Consider the following 19,476-nt stretch of genomic DNA (forward strand, 5'->3'; position numbering starts at 1 on the left):
GTGTAAGATGGCCAAAAACGTGCTCCTGCTGGTCGATTACGGTGTCAATAACAGCATCCACATCGGGCTGTTCAAGATCCAGCTCAAGGAGGCAGGATGGCGCGAGGGGCTCGTGGAAGGCTCCTTTGAGAAGAACCTTGACCTCCCCGACTCCGTCATCGAGAAAGCGGTGCAGGAGGAGGTCGACAGCGCGGCCAACCAGGCCGCCTTCAAGAAGACCTGCTGTGAACTCTTCATCACCGAGGATGAATTGAAATTCAGCTGGGACTGGAACACCCCCTGACGGCTCCAATTACCCCTCCCGCTTCTGTCACTGCTGAAATCACTGGACAATTTCCGGAAAGTTTAGTTACTATCCCGCTATGAATAAACTTGCAGCCGTTTTTATTATCCTGTTTACCGTCGCAGTCATAACCTTTGGTACCTGGCAACTCTTTAAAGGGAACTTCGAGGCGGCTTTTTCTTCCTTCCCGTTCCTGCTGATTATCTACTTTTTCATCAAGCCATACCGTAACTCATAAGTACAGTGCCCTGCAGCATCCGGCATCCGGTGATGCTTCTCCGGCCGCGTTTTCGTCTATGACGCCGATGAGGGGCGGCGGGTGCTGTCGAGTGCTGCGGAGAGTCGTGTGGCAGGAGACATCATGTCCAGTTGTGCACTCGTCATCGATGATTCGGCAGCTATTCGCGAGCAGGTAATACGGACTCTGCAGGATGTGGGGTTGTTCGAGCAGTACCGGGAAGCCCGGGACGGCATGGAAGGCTTCAAGACCCTGATCGAGTGCAAGGCCGACCTGGTGATCTGCGACGTCGAGATGCCGCGCATGGACGGCTACAAGTTCCTGCAACTGGTCGCCTCGCGCCCCGACCTGCAGGGGCTGCCCATCATCATGCTGACCGGCAAGATGGACTTCAACTCCAAGATCCGGGGACTGGACCAGGGAGCCAGCGACTATCTCACCAAGCCCTTCGACGCCGGCGAACTGGTGGCGCGCGTCAAGGTTCAGCTCAAGATCAAGTCGCTGCAGGATGAACTGAAGCAGGCCAATGAGCAGCTCAAACGACTGACCAACATCGACCACCTCACCGGCCTCTTCAACCGGCGCTACCTGGCGGAAGTCCTGGAAGCCGAGTTCTTCAGGGCCAAGCGCAACCGCGAAAGCCTTTCCCTGGTCATCATCGACATCGATTTCTTCAAGCAGGTTAACGACACCTACGGCCATCAAAACGGCGACGTCGTGCTTTCTTCCGTGGCCGAGGTGGTGCAGCAGCAGATGCGCGCCTACGACAGCGCCGCGCGCTACGGCGGCGAGGAGTTCGTCCTGGTCTTCCCCGGCACCGCGCTGGAGGGCGCAGTCATTGCCGCCGAGCGCCTGAGGCAGGCTGTCATCGATCACACCTTCCCACACCCCCTGCAGGACCTCACCGTGACGGTCAGCGCCGGGGTCGCCACCTATCCTTCCACGCAGGTCGACAACATCGACGCGCTGTTCCGCCGGGCCGACGAGGCGCTCTACCGCGCCAAGCAGAACGGCCGTAACAGGGTGGAAACCATGCCTGTCTGACCCGCCCGTTATTAGTTAACAAAATTTAAGAAAAATATCTTGAAAATTTTTTAATTTACAGGTAAAGCTATCCTCCTGCTTTACGCCTCATGGCGCCAAAACGGGAGGAACCTGGTATGGACACCTTTGACACCGCTTACGCCAACTACTTGAAGCTGCTGGCAAAGCTCGACAAGACCGACGACATCGCCGAGAAGAACCAGATCTTTCGCCAACTCACCCAGTTGCTGTGCGAGTTGGAGCAGGGGCTCAAGAACAAGGCGCTCCCGGGGTGCCGCGAGGAACTGGCCTATTGGCTCTAGCTGCACCATACCGGTAATCTCCCCCTTACGGCCGCCCGCTTACCTGCCCTGGCGGCCCCGCCACCTCATGAAAAAGTTTGACACTTCTGCTTCCTCCTTTATTCTCTAAGTAAGCGATATCATTCCCCGCAGGATGGGCCGGCGGCGCAGCTAGGTGCTGCCGCCCGTAACGCCGGAGGAGGTTCATTATGAAGATACTGGTATGCGTCAAGCAGGTGCCTGACATGGAATCGCGCTTCCGCCCCGACGCCGCAGGCGTCTGGTATGCGGAGACCGATCTCGCCTTTCGCGTCAACGAGTATGACGAGTACGCCATCGAGCAGGCGGTACTGCTCAAGGAGCAGTTGGGGGGCGAACCGGAGATCACCCTGCTCTCCGTGGGGCCGGATCGGGTTGTCGAGGCGATCAAGAAGGGGCTTGCCATGGGGGCGGACCGTGCCGTGCATGTGCGGGACCCGGAAGCCCATCTGAAGGACCCCTTCCAGATCGCTTCGATCATCGCGGCGTATGCCAAGGGGGAGGCTTTCGGCCTGATATTCACCGGGATGCAGTCGCTCGACCGCGGCTCGACCCAGGTGGGTGTGGCCGTAGCCGAAGCGCTCGGCTACCCCTGTGTCACGACCGTGGTCGCCTTCGAGTATGCCGACGGCACCGTCACCGTGAAGCGGGAGCTCGAAGGCGGGGTGAAAGGGACGGTACGGCTCAAGGCACCGGCCCTGATCACCTGCCAGTTGGGGCTGAACCAACCGCGCTACCCGACCCTTCCCAACATCATGAAGGCAAAGAAGAAAGAGGTGAGCGTGATCCCCGTGGAGCAGTTGCTGCAGCAGGAGGCCAGGCTGGTGCCGGCGCAGTTCAGCGCCCCGGCCAAGAAGGGGGGCGGCGTGATCCTGGAAGGCGAGGTTGCCGACCAGGTCGACCGGCTCATCGGGATACTCAGGGACAAGACCGCGGTGCTGCGTTAGGGGGGCGACCATGAAAGCTTTACTCGTAGGCGAATGCCGGGATGGGAAACTCTTGGAGTACAGCTACGAACTGTTCGGTTTCGCGTCGCGATTGGGAGCCGAGACCGCCATGGTGTTGATCGGCACCGAAGGGGCGCTGCCGAGCTACGGGGGGACGGTATATCTGGCCGATGCCGGCCGGTACGGAGAGTACAATCCCGATCTGCACAAGCGGCTGGTGCAGGCGGCGGTGGAGCGGGAAAAGCCTGATTACGTGGTGTTCCTGCACACCTCCTATGGCTGGGACCTGGCGCCGCGGGTGGCGGCCCTGCTCAAGGCGCCGCAGGTTTCCGAGGTGGTTGCCCTGGCGGAGGGAGGTTTCGAGCGTCCCTGCTGCAGTCAGAAGATGAGGCAGGTCGTCAAGCCGGTGGGCGCGCCCGTCGTGCTCACCCTGCAGGGTGGGGCCTTCCCGGCGCTGGTGCCGGGGGGGACGCCGCAGCAAGAGCCCCTGGAGGCGGAAGGCGAGGCCAGGGGGGAGTTTTTGGGCTATGAGGCTGCGGTGCGCAAGGGAGTCGACCTGACCAGGGCCGAGGTTATCGTCAGTGCCGGGCGCGGTGTCGGCAAGAAAGAGAACCTGCCCGTGATCGCCGAGCTCGCCAAGGTGTTGGGCGGCGAGGTCGGGGCGAGCCGCCCCGTCGTGGACAGCGGCTGGATGGAGGCGGGGGCGCAGGTGGGTGTGACCGGGCAGACCGTCAGTCCGAAGCTCTACGTTGCCTGCGGCATCAGCGGGGCCATTCAGCATTTGGCGGGGATGAAGAAGTCGGGGTTCATCATCGCCATCAACAAGGACAAGGACGCCCCCATAGGCGAGGTAGCCGACGTACTGGTAGTGGCCGACGTGATGCAGTTCGTGCCGGCGCTGACGGCCAAACTGGCCAAGTAAGACTGGTCTGACTGGTCTGACTGGTCCGACTGGTCCGACTGGAGTTTGGAGGGGCTGATGAACCACTCCTCAGATCTCATTCTGCCTCACGGAGGGTATCGCAAGCTGCGTAGCTTTGCCGTGGCGCTCGCTGCCTACGACGGCACCATAATCTTTTGCGAGCGCTTTATAGACAAGCGCTCGCGCACCCACGACCAAATGGTGCAGGCCGCCCGCAGCGGGGTGCAGAACATCGCCGAAGGTTCCCTGGCGTCGGGCACCTCGAAGAAGACCGAGCTGAAACTTACCGGGGTGGCCCGGGCAAGCCTGGGGGAGCTGATAAGGGACTACGAGGACTACCTGCGCCAGAACAACCTGCCGGTCTGGGACAAGGAGTCGACCAAGGTGCGCGCCATGCGCGCAAGGCTGGCCGGAAAGCTGACCAAGTCTGTCAGACTGTCCGACAAGTCCGACCGGTCCGACCGGTCCGACGTCTTTGACGAGCCGCTGCTGGCTGCGCTTGCCGCACTGCGAACCAGCAGCGCGGAGGTGAGCGCCAACATCATGCTCTGCCTGTCCCACCAGGCAAGTTACCTGCTGAAACGCCAAATGGAGCGCCTCGAAACCGACTTTGTCCAAAAGGGTGGCTTCACCGAAAGGCTCTACAACTACCGCAAAGAACACCGCTGACCTGCCAAAAAACAAAAGGCGCGGCTGCCGATTGGCTGCCGCGCCTTTACCTACTGCTACCACTGAACCCTACTGCATCAACTCCAAAAACTCCTCTTCGGTCAACACCCGCACGCCCAGCTGGCGCGCTTTCTCCAACTTGCTGCCGGCGTCGGCGCCGGCCACCACATAGTCGGTCTTCTTGGAGACGCTCCCGGCGGCGTGGGCGCCTTCCAGCTCCACCATCTTCTTGGCCTCGTCCCGCGTGAACTTCTCCAGGGCACCGGTGAAGACGAAGGTTTTGCCGGTGAACCTGCCACCGACCCGCTTCTCCTCGACCTTGGGACTGACCCCGGCCTCCTTGAGCCGCTCCAGCACCTTCAGGTTCTCTTCATTCCTGAAGAAGTCGGCAATGCTAGTGGCGACCTGGGGACCTACCTCGCGGACGCTGACCAATTCCTCCTCGCTCGCCTTGGCCAGGTTCTCGATGCTGCCGAAGGCGCCGGCCAACAGCTTGGCGGTGTGCTCGCCGACGTGCCTGATACCGAGCGCGAAGATGAGCCGCGACAGGTCGCGCTCCTTGCTGGCCTCGATGGCGTTCAACAGGTTCTCGGCGAGCTTTTTCCCCATGCGCTCGAACTGCATGAAGTCCTCTTCCTTGAGCGAGTAGATGTCGGCCACGTCCTTTATCAGCTTGAGGCTCAGGAGCTGCTCGATGAACTTGTCCCCCAGCCCCTCGATGTCCATGGCACGCCGGGAGGCGAAGTGCTTCACGCGCTCCAGAAGCTGCGCCGGGCAGTTGAGGGCCACGCAGCGCACCGCCACCTCGTCGGGCAGCCGGACCACCTCGCCGCCGCACACCGGACACGTTGCCGGCACCTCGGGTTTGACCGCTCCCTCCGGGCGCTGGTCCATAATCACCTGCACCACGGCAGGTATGACGTCACCGGCGCGCTCGACGATGACGGTGTCACCCTCGCGGATATCCTTTCTCTCCAGTTCCTCCCAGTTGTGCAGGGTGGCGCGCGACACCATCACGCCGGACACGTTGACCGGCTTCAGGAAGGCGACCGGCGTGATGACGCCGGTGCGGCCCACCGAGTGGAAGATCTGCTCCACCACGGTGGTCGCCTGGCGCGGCGGGAACTTCCAGGCGATGGCCCAGCGCGGCGAACGGCTTTTCTCGCCCAACTCCCGCTGCATCCGGAACGAATCCACCTTGACCACGACGCCGTCGATCTCGTAGGGGAGGTCGTCGCGCTTTTCCATCATCTCCTGGTAGTAGGCGAGCATCTCCTGGATGCCGTGCACCACGCGGGTGAGCGGGTTCACCGGCAGGCGCCAGGTCGGGATGGTCTCCAGAAAATGGCTCTGCGCGGTGAACTCCACCCCGCCCAGCTCGCCCGGCGCATAGCAGAAGATGCTCAGGGGGCGCTTGGCGGTGATCCGGGAGTCGAGCTGGCGCAGCGACCCCGCCGCCGCGTTCCTGGGATTGGCGAAGGGTGGCTCGCCCGCCTCCTCGCGCTCCCGGTTGAACTTGCGGAAGGGGGCCAGGGGGAGGTAGACCTCGCCGCGCACGGTGAGCAGTTCCGGCGGCTCCTGCGTCTCCAGGCGCAGCGGCACGTCCTTGATGGTCTTCAGGTTCCGGGTCACGTCCTCGCCCACGACGCCGTCGCCGCGGGTGGAGCCGATGGCGAGCACCCCCTCGCGGTACACCAGTTCCACCGCCACGCCGTCCATCTTCGGCTCGCAGACGTAGGAGATCCCGGTGTCGGCGGCAAGGCCCAGGAAGCGCTTGACCCGGTCGTCGAAGTCGATCATGTCCTGCTCGGTGAAGGCGTTCTCCAGCGACAGCATCGGCATGCTGTGGCGCACCTGGGTGAACTTCGCCAGCGGACGGCCGCCGACCCTGCCGGTGGGAGAGTCGGGGAGGGCGAGCTCGGGGAATTCCTTCTCCAGGCCCTGGAGTTCGCGAAAGAGCGCGTCGTACTCCGCGTCCGTGATCTCCGGCATGTCCTGCTCGTAGTAAAGGCGGTTGTGGCGCTCGATCTCCTTCGAGAGCCAGGCGATGCGCTGGGCGGCGGCTTGTGCTTCCATTTTCTTGAACCTCGGTCGGTATTTGTCGTGGACGCTGTCTTATAACACACCCGTCGCCATATTAAAACCTGCATGGGGCTGGTCCTGACACATGAAGAGCAAGGCGGTTCATCATTCTTTCCTTTGCCACACGACAATCAGGGAAACCCGTTGCTGAACGCGACCCGGACGGCCGTCGGCAGCATTGAGGTGTCGTCGGAGTCCCTGCAGACAAGGCACGAGGAATGACGCGAGCACAAGGCTTACTCCTATGAAGCATTCATGACCGCATCGGGCAGGGGCTGTAAGGGGCCAGGTTGCCATCGCATAGGTGGATGCTACACTTCCTGCTGCCGTTAACTAAATTAGTAAAAGTAAATATATGCCATGATCGATGCCCCCCGAAAACCGACAACACCTTTGCATTCCCGGCGCCGTCTAGCTCTTATCGTCCTGATCCTCGTCGTGATCCTGCCCATTGTGGTTCTGTCTCTGCAATATCCAAAACTTGTCTCTGCTGCCAAACGGCAAGGCGATCTGGCAATGTTGGTTGAAGCGGCCAGCAGCGATGCCAATGCCCGCGCGGCGAAGCCTTGGCGTTTCTGGTATCTGACATGGCGCAGCGACACCCCGTCGTGGCCAGTCGCGACCTTCCTTACCGCAGAGGTCTACAGGTTGCGCGGCGACCTCGGCAAAGCCAGGAAGATGTACCGCGAACTGGTCGTTTGGGCGGCTGCCGATCCGTACCACGACAAGTTGGGGGGGGCAGGTCTTGTTGCGGCAGCGCTGTTGCGCTGGGGGCAGATGGTGGATCTTTCATCGCGGTCCGGTGCAAAAGACGCGGAACGATTGCTCCTGATCGGCCCGCCCCTTCTCGAAGCGCGCCTTGTGAGCGGGATGTTCACCACCGATCCCATTGCGGTGGGGTTACCGCAGCTCGAAGGGGAGATCCGGCGCCTTTTCGCTGTCGTTGCCTGGCGGATGGGGCGCAAAGAAGAGGCGGGAAACCTTTTCTTCTCCTACCTGAAAGTCGGCACGACCTCGGGGCATTCCCGCCAAGAGGAAGAGATTTTGAGCTATCTCGTCAAGGAGAAAGGGGTCGCTCCAGAAAAGGTGGCGTTGTACCGAGGCGAGCGGCTGGTCGTTCTGGGAAGGTATGGCGCCGCGGCGCTTGAACTGGCCGCCGCGGCGAAAAGCAAGGATCTCCAGGTGAAAGTGGAGGCGGACCTGAACCGCGAGAAGTTGCGGCGGATTGTGCTGCGACACGAGCCGCTGAAATTATGTGCAGACAGTGAGGCTGTCGCCCTTCTTACTCCGGCGATACAGTTTGCGACTGATCCCGATGTCTCGCAGGAGGCATCGATGCTGCTAGCCACCACGTATGTCCGTGAGGGATGCGGTGCCCTGTACGACTTCCAGGGATTCAAGAAAGCGATGACCAGGCTGCTGAAGGAACACCCCCGCGGGGAGAGAGCGGACGATGCACTCAACCGGCTCGCCAAGGAATACCTGAACCTTTACTGGCAACACGGCAACGAGGATGACTTCAAAAAATCGATGCAGTACTACGACGAACTGGCACAGTTCCCGGGTGACAACCATTACCGCGATTCGATGAGGTTCATGCCCGCGTTGGGCCACTACAGCCATGGCGACCCCCGGAGCCTGAAAAAATCTCTGTCCCTGCTTCAACAGCTGGAAAAGGAACGGCCATCGGGCCCCCTGCACATGGCGTGCTTGTTCTGGAGTGGACGCGTTGCCGAAGAGTTGGGTGACGTCGACAGTGCAAGGGCCTACTTCGGGCACGCGATGGAAGAAGGCCCTTTCAACTACTACGGGATTCGCGCACGGATGCACCTGAATGAGGGGGGCGACGCGCGACGGCGACTTGATCTCGACCATGAAACACTGGCAGAGCTCTCGTCGCTGGCACAGGCCGGCGCAGCTGTGAGTACACAGTTGACAGGAAAGGCTCCTTACCACCTCCGGCTGAAGGACGCCGTCCCTGCCATATACCGCAGTGCCCTCGAACGTTATTACCAGACGAGGAGGACATTCTCCCGAAAAAGGCTGTGTGACATGGATATGCAGGAGTTGGAGGCCTCGGGCGCCTTAATGCCCGTACTCCTGTTGCTGTCGTACCGGTTGGACGCGAAAGCTGCCGCCGCCGCTCCGATGACTGCCGCCAACCGCATCGAGGTGGCCGGATACATCGGGGCGCAGACCAACGACTGGTCTGCAGCGATGGATATCCTGATTGAAGGGAAATCCTTGCTGGGGGGGCGCGCCCTTGCAAAAGAACCGGGATGGCTTGCGGTGGCCTATCCCCCGGCTTTTAAGAAGTCCCTGCTGAAGGCGTCCTCCGAGTACGGGCTCCAGCCTGAATTGCTGTACAGCATCGTCCGCACTGAGAGCGCGTTCAATCCTGCGGCTTGGTCCGAGGCTGGCGCCGTGGGGCTGTTCCAGTTTCTTCCCTCTACCCTTGAGCAGTTGGACAGCGAGTGGCACTTCCTCGCGCAGAAGGATCCCGCCTCGCTGAACCTGTACCTGCTCGATCATCGCAAGTGCACTTCTCTTGGGGGGCGCTGGATGCGGAAACTGCTCGACAAGCACGACGGCAATATCCTGTTCGTCTTGATAGAACACAATGCAGGTGAGGAGTCGCTTGAATACTGGAAGCAGATGTGGACGAAACGCAGGCGCCTGGATGATTATGAATTCATGGTGGAGACGATACGGTTTGAGGAGACCAGAAGCTTTGCCAGAGGGCTTTTGACGGATTACTGGATTTCGACCGCCCTTCATCTCTTCTGAGTCGTGAGTCTGGAGGTCGATACTGTCATGAGTGAAGATCAACACGGTTCAAAGTTCGAGCTTACCAAGGTTCAGACAGTTGTGACCATCATCGGTAGCGTTATCGCCAGTATCGTGGCCGCGACCGGTCTGATGAAGGGGTGCTGGCACGCAGCGGAGGGGGGCGGAGCCAAAGGCGTAAAGCTGGTGGAGAAGAGGGACGACCTTTACCTGAGGCATTTGAGGCTACTGTGCGGCCCCCAAAAGAACCTGCAATCTTCCGGGTCTGCACTCGATTTCAAGATCAAGGTCCAGAAGGTCATTCCGTACTACCTGGTGAACACCATCAAAAACAAACCTGCGTATTTGTACTGGGCGGTTTATCAGGCCACCACCACCTGCCCTGAATGCATCAATTTGAACATCACGTTGAGTTCGGAGACCAAGTCGCTTGCCGTCGTGGAGGGGGGTAGCTTCTCCTATGACTCCAGCATCTGCCGGCTTCCGGCAGAGGAGAGTGTGACCGGGAACCATGGGCAGACAACCATAAACCCCGATCTGAAATTCATGAAAAGTGACGTTTATGGCACCTTGAGCCTGCAATGGAAACTGACTGCGCAGGCGACCGCTTACAGCGACTCGGTCTTGATACAGGTACTGCCGGAGAATGTCGTCTGCTGGGATCTGAAGACCCCGGATGACAAGCAGGTTCCCGTTGAATTCATTGTGGCTTCGCTGGCGGCATGGACAAAGGCGAAGACGCCGGAGATCGACCAACTGGCGACGAGCTACCTGGACGCACCGGACCAGCCGGCCGATAGATGGATGGCGAAGTGTTATCAGGACCTCTACGGTGGCAGAACCCACCGTATGGCTGTGCACCCCTACCCGGGAATATGGCCTCCCGCCTCCGAAAACGAGGAGATCAAGCTGCCCCAGGAAGCCCTGAAGGCAAGGCGGGCGGATTCCGTCGGGGCTGCTTTGCTCGTTTCAGCACTTCACAATGCCGCCTTTGGAGGAAGCCAGCGGCTGGTTCTCGTTTCCCTGCCACCGACGGGGTCGGCTCGAAGCGCCTTTTACTTGGCATGGCTCAACGCCCGCGGTTCCTGGGAAGCTGTCGATATGACTGCTCCTGTCGATGTCCCGTTCGACGACAACAAGCAGGCCGCGACCCCGTCGGTCATCAACCTGATCGAGTCGCCCGCCGTGGCCGGAGCGCTGGACAGCGTCGGAGTGTACGTGGCAAAAGACCGCAGGACGGTTGCCGTCGATTTTGCCAAGGCCGCACGTCATTACGGGATTGAGGGGGCACCGTGACCGCAGCTAGAGGGCCGCGGCGCCGCCGTTTCCTGCGCAGAGGAGAACGAAAAAAATCGGCACCGATATAGAGGGTTGCGTTTGCCCTAGGCGTTCTGATAAAGATAGTGAGCCGCGGCCTTTGGTAGGTCCGGCTCTTTTTTCGTCGCCGGCCGGCGGCTTCTTGCTCCTGCCGGCGCAACTATCCGCTTTATGAGGATTTCATGCTCGACCTGTCCCGTCTCAATCCCGAACAACTTGCCGCCGTGAAGCACACGGAGGGGCCCCTGCTGGTCCTGGCCGGCGCCGGGTCGGGCAAGACCGGGGTGATCACCTACCGCATCGCGCACCTGATCCTGGACAAGCGGGTGCCGCCGGACCAGATCCTCGCGGTGACCTTCACCAACAAGGCCGCCAAGGAGATGAAGGAGCGGGTGGAGCACCTGGTGGGACGCAAGCACTGCAAGGGGATCGTGCTGTCCACCTTTCACTCGCTGGGCGTGCGCGTCTTGAAGCGCGACATCGAGCGCCTGGGCTACAAGAAGAATTTCTCCATCTACTCGACTGCCGACCAAGTGGGCCTCGTGCGCCAGATCGTGCGCGAGGTCAACACCGACAGCAAGAAGTACGACGCGGAGAGCATCATCTGGCGCATCTCCGGCGCCAAGAACAAGCTGATCCCGCCCGACCGCTTCGCCCCCAACCCGCTCGATGATATCGACATGATGGCGGCACTGGTCTACCCGCGCTACCAGTCTGCGCTGAAGGCCTTCAACGCCATCGACTTCGACGACATCATCATGCTCACCGCGGAGCTTTTGCAGCATCACCCGCCGGTCCTCAAACACTGGCAGGAGCGCTTCAGCTACATCATGGTGGACGAGTACCAGGACACCAACTCCTCCCAGTACCTCCTGGTGAACCTCTTGGCCGCCGGCTGCAAGAACCTCTGCGTGGTGGGTGACGACGACCAGTCCATCTACGGCTGGCGCGGCGCCGACGTGGGCAACATCCTCGACTTCGAGAAGGATTTCAAGGGGTGCCGCACCATCAAGCTGGAGCAGAACTACCGCTCCACGGGCAACATCCTGGATGCCGCCAACAGCGTCATCGGCAACAACAAGATACGCAAGGCGAAAAGGCTGTGGACCGCATCGGGGCAGGGGCCGCTCATCGACCTGTGCATCGTGCAAGACGACGAGGAGGAGGCAACCAGCGTAGTGGAGCGCATCCAGTTGGAGCGTTTCAAGAAGGACACCCCCTACAGCGACTTCGCCATCCTGTACCGCACCAACGCCCAGAGCCGCGCCTTCGAGGAACAGCTCCGCTTCGAGGACATCCCCTACGTGCTGGTGGGCGGCACCCAGTTCTTCGAGCGCAAGGAGGTCAAGGATTCGCTCTCCTACCTCAAGGTGATCGCGAACCCCTTGGACGAGGTGGCCCTTCTGCGCATCGTAAACTTCCCCAGGCGCGGCATCGGCGACAGCACCGTGATCCGCATCAACCAGTGGTCGCTGGAAAAGGAGATCCCCCTGTTCGAGGCAATCAGCCGGGTAGGGGAGATCGAAGGGATCTCCGAGGCGATCCGGGACAAGGTGCTTGCCTTTCACCACACCCTGCTCGACGCCGCGGAGGCGTTCCGGGCCGAAGGGGGACTGGCCGAGAAGGGGAAGGCGCTCTTCGAGAAGCTGAAGATCGAGGAGGAGATCTTCCGCACTATCGACGACCAGAAGGCTGCGCGGCGCAAGGTGGAGAACGTGGAGCAGATCATCAACTCCATGGCGGCCTACGAGGAACGCGTGCCGCAGGCGACCCTCGGCGGTTTCATCGAGAAGGTGTCGCTCATGGACGAGGACCGCTTCTCCGGCAAGGACAAGAAGGATCACGGCAAGGATGCGGTGACGCTCATGTCGCTGCACTCCAGCAAGGGGCTCGAATTCCCCTTCGTGTTCCTGGTGGGGATGGAGGACGAGATCCTGCCGCACAAGAGGGCGATCTACGAGGACGACAGCATCGACGAGGAGCGGCGCCTGTGCTACGTCGGCATCACCCGGGCGCGCCAGCAGCTGGTGATGACGCGCACGCTGTTCCGCAAGAAATACGGCAAGATGGAAGAGCGGGTCCCGTCGCGCTTTCTGGAGGAGATCCCGGGTACGGTGCTGAACGTGCAGCAAAGCGGGGTGGCCAAGGAAGTGACACCTGAGGAGGCGGAAAAGACGGCGGAGGATTTCTTCGCCAAGATGAAGGCGATGATGGGGTAGGGGACTGGCTCCGCCAGGTGCCTGTCCCCTTGGTGCTTCCCCCTTAATGCTTGCGTTACGGCTTGCCCAGGGTCTTCTGGCCCGGCTTCCACCCTAAGGGGCAGAGCGAGCCGGTCTGCAGCGCCTCGAGGACGCGCAGGGTCTCCTCGACGCTCCTGCCCACGTCCAGGTTGTGCACCACCTGGTACTGGAGCACGCCGTCCGGGTCGATGATGAACAGGGCGCGCAGGGCCACCCCTTCCTTCTCGTCCAGGGCGCCGTACTTCTGCGCCACTTCCTTCTTGATGTCCGACAGCAGGGGGTACTGCAGGTTGCCCAGGTCGCCGCGCTGCACCCAGGCCAGGTGCGAGTACTTGCTGTCGGTCGAGGCGCCCAGCACGACGGTGTTCAGCTTCTCGAACTCGGGGAGCGCCTGGTTGAATCCCTTGATCTCGGTGGGGCAGACGAAGGTGAAGTCCATCGGGTAGAAGAAGAGCAGCACCCACTTGCCGCGGTAATCGTCGAGCGAGATCTGCTTGAACTCCTTGCCGGCGGTGGTGCCGACCCAGGCATCGAGCCTGAAGCCGGGAGCGGGATCACCGACCTTGGCGACCTGCTGCAGGTCCGAGTCGGCTGCTGCGGGCAGGGCGGTCGTGAAGAGGGAGAGTGTCAGTGCCGCCAAGAGGGTAATGGTTGAGACTTTCATGATGCGCTCCTGTGAATATTTTAATACTGTGGCTGCACTACCAAGCAGGTTCTGGTACAATCGCTGACTGTACATGATACCGTAGCAACTAGGCTCCAACCAGTAAAAACTTCCCACATACTTCTTTGTGTGGTATTGAAAACCGCTGCAACCAGAGAAGGTGTATCAAACCCAATATAAAGGAGCAACATAATGACTGAAGAAAAAAATCCCGTAGTCGTCATGGAGACCTCGATGGGCACCATCAAGATCGAGCTCTTCAAGGACAAGGCTCCCATCTCCGTGCGCAACTTCCTCTCCTATGTCAAGGACGCCTACTACGACGGCACCATCTTCCACCGCGTCATCAAGAACTTCATGGTCCAGGGGGGCGGGCTGGATGAGAACATGCAGCCGAAGAAGACCAAGTTCGCCATCAAGAACGAGGCCACCAACGGCCTGAAGAACGTGCGCGGCACCCTCGCCATGGCCCGTACCGCCGTGGTCGACAGCGCCACTTCGCAGTTCTTCATCAACGTCGTGGACAACGCGTTCCTCGACCACGCCGGCAAGACCCCGGACCGCTTCGGCTACGCCGTCTTCGGCCAGGTGATCGAAGGGATGGACGTGGTCGATGCCATCCGCGACGTGAAAACCGGCAACAAGGCCGGCCACCAGGACGTGCCGGTGGAGCCCGTCTTCATCAACTCCGTCAAGCTGGTTGAGTAGGGAACGGTAAGGAAATTCCCCTGCGGGGGAAGGCAACAGGTGAGCGGCTGGCGCTATAAGCGCCAGCCGCTCATTGCGTTTGCAGGGTGAGCTTGGCGGTGATGCCGGGGATGACGACGCCGTTGGCGTCACGGGCCGAAAAATTCTCTAGGGTGAAGGCATCGGCCGTTAGCGCCGCGCCCGCGTCCACCTGGCAGGTGAGGGTCGCCAGGGGGCCGACGGTGACCCCGCCGGGATGGGCGATGTTCACCAGCAGCACCTGCCCGGGAACGGCAATCTGCAGGAAGCTGGCGCCGGCGTAGCTGCCGCTGACTGCCGGGACCAGCAGTCCGTCGGGCAACAGCCTGCCGTCGGTGGCGGGGAGCGACACTCCGGCGGGGAGGCGCAGGGTGAATTGTGCGGCATAGAGAACGGAATCCGCGGCAGGCCCCTGGGTGCCGATACTGAGGCGGGCGGTCCCCGGCACGGGCTCGGGAATGTGCACCTTGCCGTCGTCCCCCGAAGTGCCGGTCGAGCCGGAGCCCCCGCATGCTGCCAGAGACAGACACAGCAGCAACAGCCAAAGCACTCTCATTGCTATCCTCCTCTTGAAGAACATCCCGATTCTGCATCAGATGAGGTATTGACAGTCGCCCATGATGGTCCCCATGCAGGACGAAAAAGATTGTACCGGGGATTTTATTGGAAGCAATTAATTATGAATTCGCTGCTCTGGTATTGCACGATGACGCGGTGGAAATGACTGTTATTGGCCGTATTTAATTATTGACAAAGGAGATTGCCAACTATACAATCTGCAAGCTTTACAGCTACCTGCTACACACTTCGTTAGGGGGTTTTACCTTATGGAAATGAAGGACTTTATCTTTACCTCCGAGTCTGTTTCTGAGGGGCATCCGGACAAGGTTGCCGACCAGGTATCCGACGCGATTCTCGATGCGATCCTGGCCCAGGATCCGAAATCCCGCGTCGCCTGTGAAACGCTGGTGACCACCGGTATGGCGGTCATCGCCGGAGAAATCACCACCAACGCAGTCATCGACTATCCCAAGATCGTTCGCGAAACGATAAAAGAGATCGGCTACAACGACTCCGCCATGGGCTTCGACTGGGAAACCTGCGCGGTGCTCACCTCCATCGACAAGCAGTCCCCGGACATCGCCCAGGGTGTGACTGAGGGCGAGGGTATGTTCAAGGAGCAGGGCGCCGGCGACCAGGGGCTCATGTTCGGCTTTGCCTGCAACGAGACTCCGGAACTGATGCCGATGTCGATCCTCATGGCGCACAAGCTGGTTTCCAGGCTTGCCGACGTCAGGAAGACCGGCGTGCTCGACTTCCTCCGTCCCGACTCCAAGTCCCAGGTTTCCATCCAGTACATCGATGACAAGCCGGTCCACGTCGATACCATCGTCATCTCCTCGCAGCACTCCCCCGAGGTCTCCTACGAGATGATCAAGGAAGGGATCATCGAGGAAGTCATCAAGAAGATCATCCCGGCCAACCTGATGGACGCCAGGACCAAGTTCCTGATCAACCCGACCGGGCGTTTCGTCATCGGCGGCCCGATGGGCGACTGCGGTCTCACCGGCCGCAAGATCATCGTCGACAGCTACGGCGGGCACGGCGCCCACGGCGGCGGCGCCTTCTCCGGCAAGGACCCCTCCAAGGTGGACCGTTCCGCGGCCTACATGGGGCGCTACGTCGCCAAGAACCTGGTCGCTTCCGGCATCTGCGAGCGCTGCGAAGTGCAGGTGGCCTACGCCATCGGCGTCGCCGAGCCGGTCTCCGTCATGGTTGACTGCAACGGCACCGGCAAGGTCCCGAGCAAGCGCATCTCCGAGATCGTGCGCGAGGTGTTCGACCTGCGTCCGCGCGCCATCATCGAGCAGCTCGACCTGCTGCGTCCGATCTACAGGAAGACCGCAGCCTACGGCCACTTCGGCCGCGAGCTCCCCGAGTTCACCTGGGAGCGCACCGACAAGGCCGCCCTCATCAGGGAGAAGGCGGGACTCTAAACCGGTTCTACGTTCTAAGTTCTACGTTCTACGTTAAAAGCAAAAAGGCCTTCCGGGATTCCGGAGGGCCTTTTTATTTTGCTCCATTAGCGATGGGTGTTGGTTGCCCACCTATAGAGTCCTTCCCCGCAGCAGGGGACTGGCTCCGCCAGGTGCCTGTCCCCTTGTTGGCTGAGCTGAAAGGAGCGTTCCGCTAGAGGGACAGGCACCTAACGGAGCCAGTCCCTTCTGCCTTTTGCCGTTGGTTGTTCAACGTAGAACGTAGAACGGTTTCTAGCTTTTCCTGCTGAACCGGTACCCCACCCCGCGCACGGTCTGGAAGAACACGGGGCGCGAGGGCTCGGGCTCGAAGTACTTCCTGAGCCGCACGATGAAGTTGTCCAGGGTCCTGGTCTCGGCATCGGTGGCGTAACCCCAGACGCTTTCCAGGATCTCCCCGCGCGGGATCGCCTCCCCCTCGCGATGGAAAAACAGGGACAGCATGCGCACTTCCAGGTCGGTCAGATCGATCTCCCCCTGCCTGGTCCTGGCGCGGTAGGAAAGCAGGAACACCTCGTTGTCCCCGAAGCGATACCCTTCCTCCACCGGCTCCGGCCGGTACCAGGCGCTGCGCCGCAGCATCCCGGACACCCTGAGCAGAAACTCCTTCAGGTTGAAGGGCTTGACCAGGTAGTCGTCGGCCCCGGCGGCAAGCCCCGAGATCCGGTCGCTCTCTGCGGAGCGGGCCGTCAGCATCAGGACCGGCACCCTCGAATCGAGCCCCCGTATCTTCTGGCACACCTCGAAGCCGCCGATCCCCGGGAGCATCACGTCCAGGATGATCAGGTCGAACTTCTCCACGGTGACCTTCTCGAGCGCCTCCTCGCCGCTCTCGACGTGGCTCACCAGGTGCCCTTCCTGTTCCAGGTTGAAGGTGATGCCCCGCGCCAGGTGCATCTCGTCCTCGACCAGCAGTATGTGCGGTTTTTCGCCGGACATGCCTAACCTCGTTGCTGCCTGCCCTGGAGTGGCAGGGTGATGTGGAAGGTGCAGCCTTTGCCGAGCCCCGGGCTTTCCACCGATATCTTGCCGCCGTGGGCGTTGACCACGGACCTGACGATGTAGAGCCCCAGCCCGGTCCCCCTGATGTTCTCACCCGGCGTGCGCACCCGGTAGAACATGTCGAAGATCTTTTCCCGTTCGTTTTTCGTGAGCCCCTTGCCGTTATCCTGGAACTCGAGCTGGCACTGCCTGCCGCTCATGCTGCGCTTCAGCGAAACCCGGATCTCCGGCGAAACGGGTGAGTAGAGCAGCGCGTTCTCGAAGAGGTTTCGCAGCGCCATCTCCATCCCTTCCACGTCGATGGTGGCGTTGATGTTGGGTTCTATCTCCATGGTCAGCTTGCCGCCTTCGGGGATGTCGCTGCTTTTGCCCTGCAGGTAGCTGGTGACGAACTCGGAGAAGTCGATCTTCTTCGCCTTCTCACCCAGTTGGCGGAACTCGATCCTGGTGGCCATGAGCAGGTTGCTGATCAGGATGTTGAGGCGGTCGGTGTCCGAGAGCATGGTGTCGATGAAGCCGTCCAGTTTCTCCTTGGGGAGGTCCCGCATCTTCACCGTTTCCAGGTGCAACTGGATCGAGGCCAGCGGTGACTTGAGTTCGTGGGTCAACTGGGAGATGTAGCTGCGCTGCTGCAGGTACAGGTTGGCCTGGCGGCGCCAGTAGAGAAAGATGACATAGACGCCGGCGAGGATGGCGATCGCCATTAAAAGCCCCTCGACCAGTACGATCCACTCCATCCCCTGGGTTAAGAGTTCCGGCTTGTAGCGCAGGGCCAGGTTCCGGAACTCTTTGCTCCTGCCGATGAACCAGTAGATCCAGGAGATGACCATGACCACCCAGATCAGCTGGATCCCTATCAGTGCAATCAACGGGTTGGATAGTTTCCGGTTCATTTTCATGCCCCACTGGTAGCATCGCTGCGGGGTTTTTGCAAGGGGTATCTGTGGGGATAGGCACCTTTGTTTTACACTACTATTACAAAAGAATTCGAGCTTCTCTGCTAATGTGTTTACGGTGCAGTCAGACAGTCAGGAGGAGCATATGTTCAAACCGTTGCGCATTGGCAAACACGAGGCACGTTACCCGCTGATCCAGGGCGGCATGGGGGTAAGGATTTCCGCAGGATCTCTGGCAGGGCACGTCGCCAAGTGCGGCGGGGTCGGGCTGGTGGCGTCCCCCGGCATAACCCTGAACAGCGAGTTTTTCGACGGCAAGAACTACCTGAAAACCAACTGCGTGGCGCTGAAGGATGAGATCCGCAAAGCCTACGAGATCGCTCCGGACGGGATCATCGGGGTCAATGTGATGGTCGCCCTCTCCGATTTCGAAGAGCTGGTGGTTGCCGCCGTGGAAGCGGGAGCGAAGGTGCTGGTCTGCGGCGCCGGACTGCCCATGACCCTTCCCGGTCTGACTGCCCACGCGCCTGATGTGGCCCTCGTTCCCATCGTCTCCTCCGTGCGTGCGGCGCAGCTCATCGCCAAGAAATGGGACAAGACGTACAACCGTTTTCCCGACGCGGTCGTCGTCGAGGACCCGGACACCGCCGGCGGTCACCTGGGTGAGAAGATGGAAAACATCGGCACCGGCGAGTACGACCAGTACGAGACCGTGCGCGGCGTGAAAGAGTTCTTCCGCAGCGAGTACGGTCTGGACATCCCGATCATCGCCGCCGGCGGCATCTGGGATCGCGCCGACGTGCTGCATGCTCTCGCCGAAGGCGCGGACGGGGTGCAGATGGCGAGCCGTTTCGTCACCACCGTCGAGTGTGACGCTGACGACGCCTTCAAACAGGCCTACCTCGACTGCAAGAAAGAAGACATCGGCCTGATCATGAGCCCCGCCGGTCTCCCCGGCCGCGCCATCCTCACCAACCAGGAAGGGATCGTCTCCTACGACCGCGACCACAGTTCGGTCTGCTCGTATGGCTGTCTCAAGAAATGCTCCTACAAGGAGAGCGGCGAGCGCTTCTGCATCGTCAAGTCTCTGGACCGCGCCCAGCGCGGCGAGGTCGACTCGGGCCTGATCTTCTGCGGCACCAACGCCTGGAAGGCGACCCGCATCGAGACGGTCCAGGAGATCTTCGACGAAATCTTCGCAGAGACCGGCGCCGTCGCCGAGGACCAGGCGGCCTAAAACTGAATCGCTGGATCTGATTTCCCATCCCCCTGTGGCTTAGCTGCAGGGGGATTTTTCGTTTTT

General features: G+C 60.8%; 17 protein-coding genes. 12 read left to right on the plus strand and 5 right to left on the minus strand.

Annotation, left to right across the window (positions count from 1 at the left end):
- Positions 1-7 precede the first annotated feature (7 nt).
- The 6 genes from H7687_RS15730 (at position 8) to H7687_RS15755 (ending at position 4,423) form a co-directional block, all read left to right on the plus strand.
- Positions 8-283: a hypothetical protein gene (locus H7687_RS15730; protein WP_183349082.1), complete on the plus strand. Its 276-nt coding sequence runs from the start codon at positions 8-10 to the stop codon at positions 281-283.
- A gap of 361 nt (positions 284-644) precedes the next feature.
- On the plus strand, positions 645-1,565 hold the full coding sequence (locus tag H7687_RS15735; RefSeq protein WP_183349088.1) for a diguanylate cyclase: 921 nt from the start codon (positions 645-647) through the stop codon (positions 1,563-1,565).
- Positions 1,566-1,681: 116 nt separating this feature from the next.
- Positions 1,682-1,867, plus strand: coding sequence for a hypothetical protein (locus H7687_RS15740; protein ID WP_183349089.1), 186 nt, complete (start codon positions 1,682-1,684; stop codon positions 1,865-1,867).
- 188 nt (positions 1,868-2,055) lie between these two features.
- Positions 2,056-2,832 (plus strand): electron transfer flavoprotein subunit beta/FixA family protein, encoded by a 777-nt coding sequence (locus H7687_RS15745; protein WP_183349090.1) that lies wholly within the window; start codon positions 2,056-2,058, stop codon positions 2,830-2,832.
- A gap of 10 nt (positions 2,833-2,842) precedes the next feature.
- Positions 2,843-3,754: an electron transfer flavoprotein subunit alpha/FixB family protein gene (locus H7687_RS15750; protein ID WP_183349091.1), complete on the plus strand. Its 912-nt coding sequence runs from the start codon at positions 2,843-2,845 to the stop codon at positions 3,752-3,754.
- Between the two features lie 57 nt (positions 3,755-3,811).
- Positions 3,812-4,423, plus strand: coding sequence for a four helix bundle suffix domain-containing protein (locus H7687_RS15755; protein WP_183349092.1), 612 nt, complete (start codon positions 3,812-3,814; stop codon positions 4,421-4,423).
- 69 nt (positions 4,424-4,492) lie between these two features.
- Here the strand turns inward: H7687_RS15755 and ligA are convergent, their stop codons facing one another.
- Positions 4,493-6,499, minus strand: coding sequence for an NAD-dependent DNA ligase LigA (gene ligA, locus H7687_RS15760; protein WP_183349093.1), 2,007 nt, complete (start codon positions 6,497-6,499; stop codon positions 4,493-4,495).
- Between the two features lie 366 nt (positions 6,500-6,865).
- Here ligA and H7687_RS15765 point away from each other — a divergent pair, with 366 nt between their 5' ends.
- The 3 genes from H7687_RS15765 to H7687_RS15775 all read left to right on the plus strand — a co-directional run bounded on the left by H7687_RS15765 (position 6,866) and on the right by H7687_RS15775 (position 12,828).
- Positions 6,866-9,292 carry a transglycosylase SLT domain-containing protein gene (locus H7687_RS15765; RefSeq protein ID WP_183349095.1) on the plus strand — a complete coding sequence of 809 codons (2,427 nt, stop codon included), beginning with the start codon at positions 6,866-6,868 and terminating at the stop codon, positions 9,290-9,292.
- Between the two features lie 27 nt (positions 9,293-9,319).
- Positions 9,320-10,588: a hypothetical protein gene (locus H7687_RS15770; protein WP_183349097.1), complete on the plus strand. Its 1,269-nt coding sequence runs from the start codon at positions 9,320-9,322 to the stop codon at positions 10,586-10,588.
- A gap of 203 nt (positions 10,589-10,791) precedes the next feature.
- Entirely contained in the window at positions 10,792-12,828 is a 2,037-nt protein-coding gene (locus H7687_RS15775) for an ATP-dependent helicase (protein WP_183349099.1), read from the plus strand.
- A 55-nt stretch (positions 12,829-12,883) separates the two neighbouring features.
- On the opposite strand, the gene H7687_RS15780 is transcribed toward H7687_RS15775, so the two are convergent.
- A complete protein-coding gene (locus tag H7687_RS15780; protein ID WP_183349101.1) occupies positions 12,884-13,513 on the minus strand; it encodes a peroxiredoxin in 630 nt (209 codons plus the stop codon).
- A 192-nt stretch (positions 13,514-13,705) separates the two neighbouring features.
- Here H7687_RS15780 and H7687_RS15785 point away from each other — a divergent pair, with 192 nt between their 5' ends.
- Entirely contained in the window at positions 13,706-14,221 is a 516-nt protein-coding gene (locus tag H7687_RS15785) for a peptidylprolyl isomerase (RefSeq protein WP_183349103.1), read from the plus strand.
- Between the two features lie 70 nt (positions 14,222-14,291).
- On the opposite strand, the gene H7687_RS15790 is transcribed toward H7687_RS15785, so the two are convergent.
- On the minus strand, positions 14,292-14,795 hold the full coding sequence (locus tag H7687_RS15790; RefSeq protein ID WP_183349105.1) for a hypothetical protein: 504 nt from the start codon (positions 14,793-14,795) through the stop codon (positions 14,292-14,294).
- Positions 14,796-15,066: 271 nt separating this feature from the next.
- On the opposite strand from H7687_RS15790, the gene metK reads away from it, so the two are divergent.
- Complete coding sequence (gene metK, locus H7687_RS15795) at positions 15,067-16,236, plus strand: methionine adenosyltransferase (RefSeq protein ID WP_183349107.1); 1,170 nt, start codon at positions 15,067-15,069, stop codon at positions 16,234-16,236.
- 273 nt (positions 16,237-16,509) lie between these two features.
- Here the strand turns inward: metK and H7687_RS15800 are convergent, their stop codons facing one another.
- Both H7687_RS15800 and H7687_RS15805 read right to left on the minus strand, forming a co-directional pair.
- Positions 16,510-17,214, minus strand: a complete 705-nt coding sequence (locus H7687_RS15800) for a response regulator transcription factor (RefSeq protein WP_183349109.1) — start codon at positions 17,212-17,214, stop codon at positions 16,510-16,512.
- 2 nt (positions 17,215-17,216) lie between these two features.
- Positions 17,217-18,176, minus strand: coding sequence for a sensor histidine kinase (locus tag H7687_RS15805; protein ID WP_183349111.1), 960 nt, complete (start codon positions 18,174-18,176; stop codon positions 17,217-17,219).
- Between the two features lie 142 nt (positions 18,177-18,318).
- On the opposite strand from H7687_RS15805, the gene H7687_RS15810 reads away from it, so the two are divergent.
- The gene (locus tag H7687_RS15810) at positions 18,319-19,410 is read left to right on the plus strand and encodes an NAD(P)H-dependent flavin oxidoreductase (RefSeq protein WP_183349113.1); all 1,092 of its coding nucleotides are present in this window, start codon (positions 18,319-18,321) and stop codon (positions 19,408-19,410) included.
- The last annotated feature ends 66 nt before the right edge of the window (positions 19,411-19,476 follow it).

The organism is Geomonas paludis, assembly GCF_014193585.1.
Lineage (GTDB): Bacteria > Desulfobacterota > Desulfuromonadia > Geobacterales > Geobacteraceae > Geomonas > Geomonas paludis.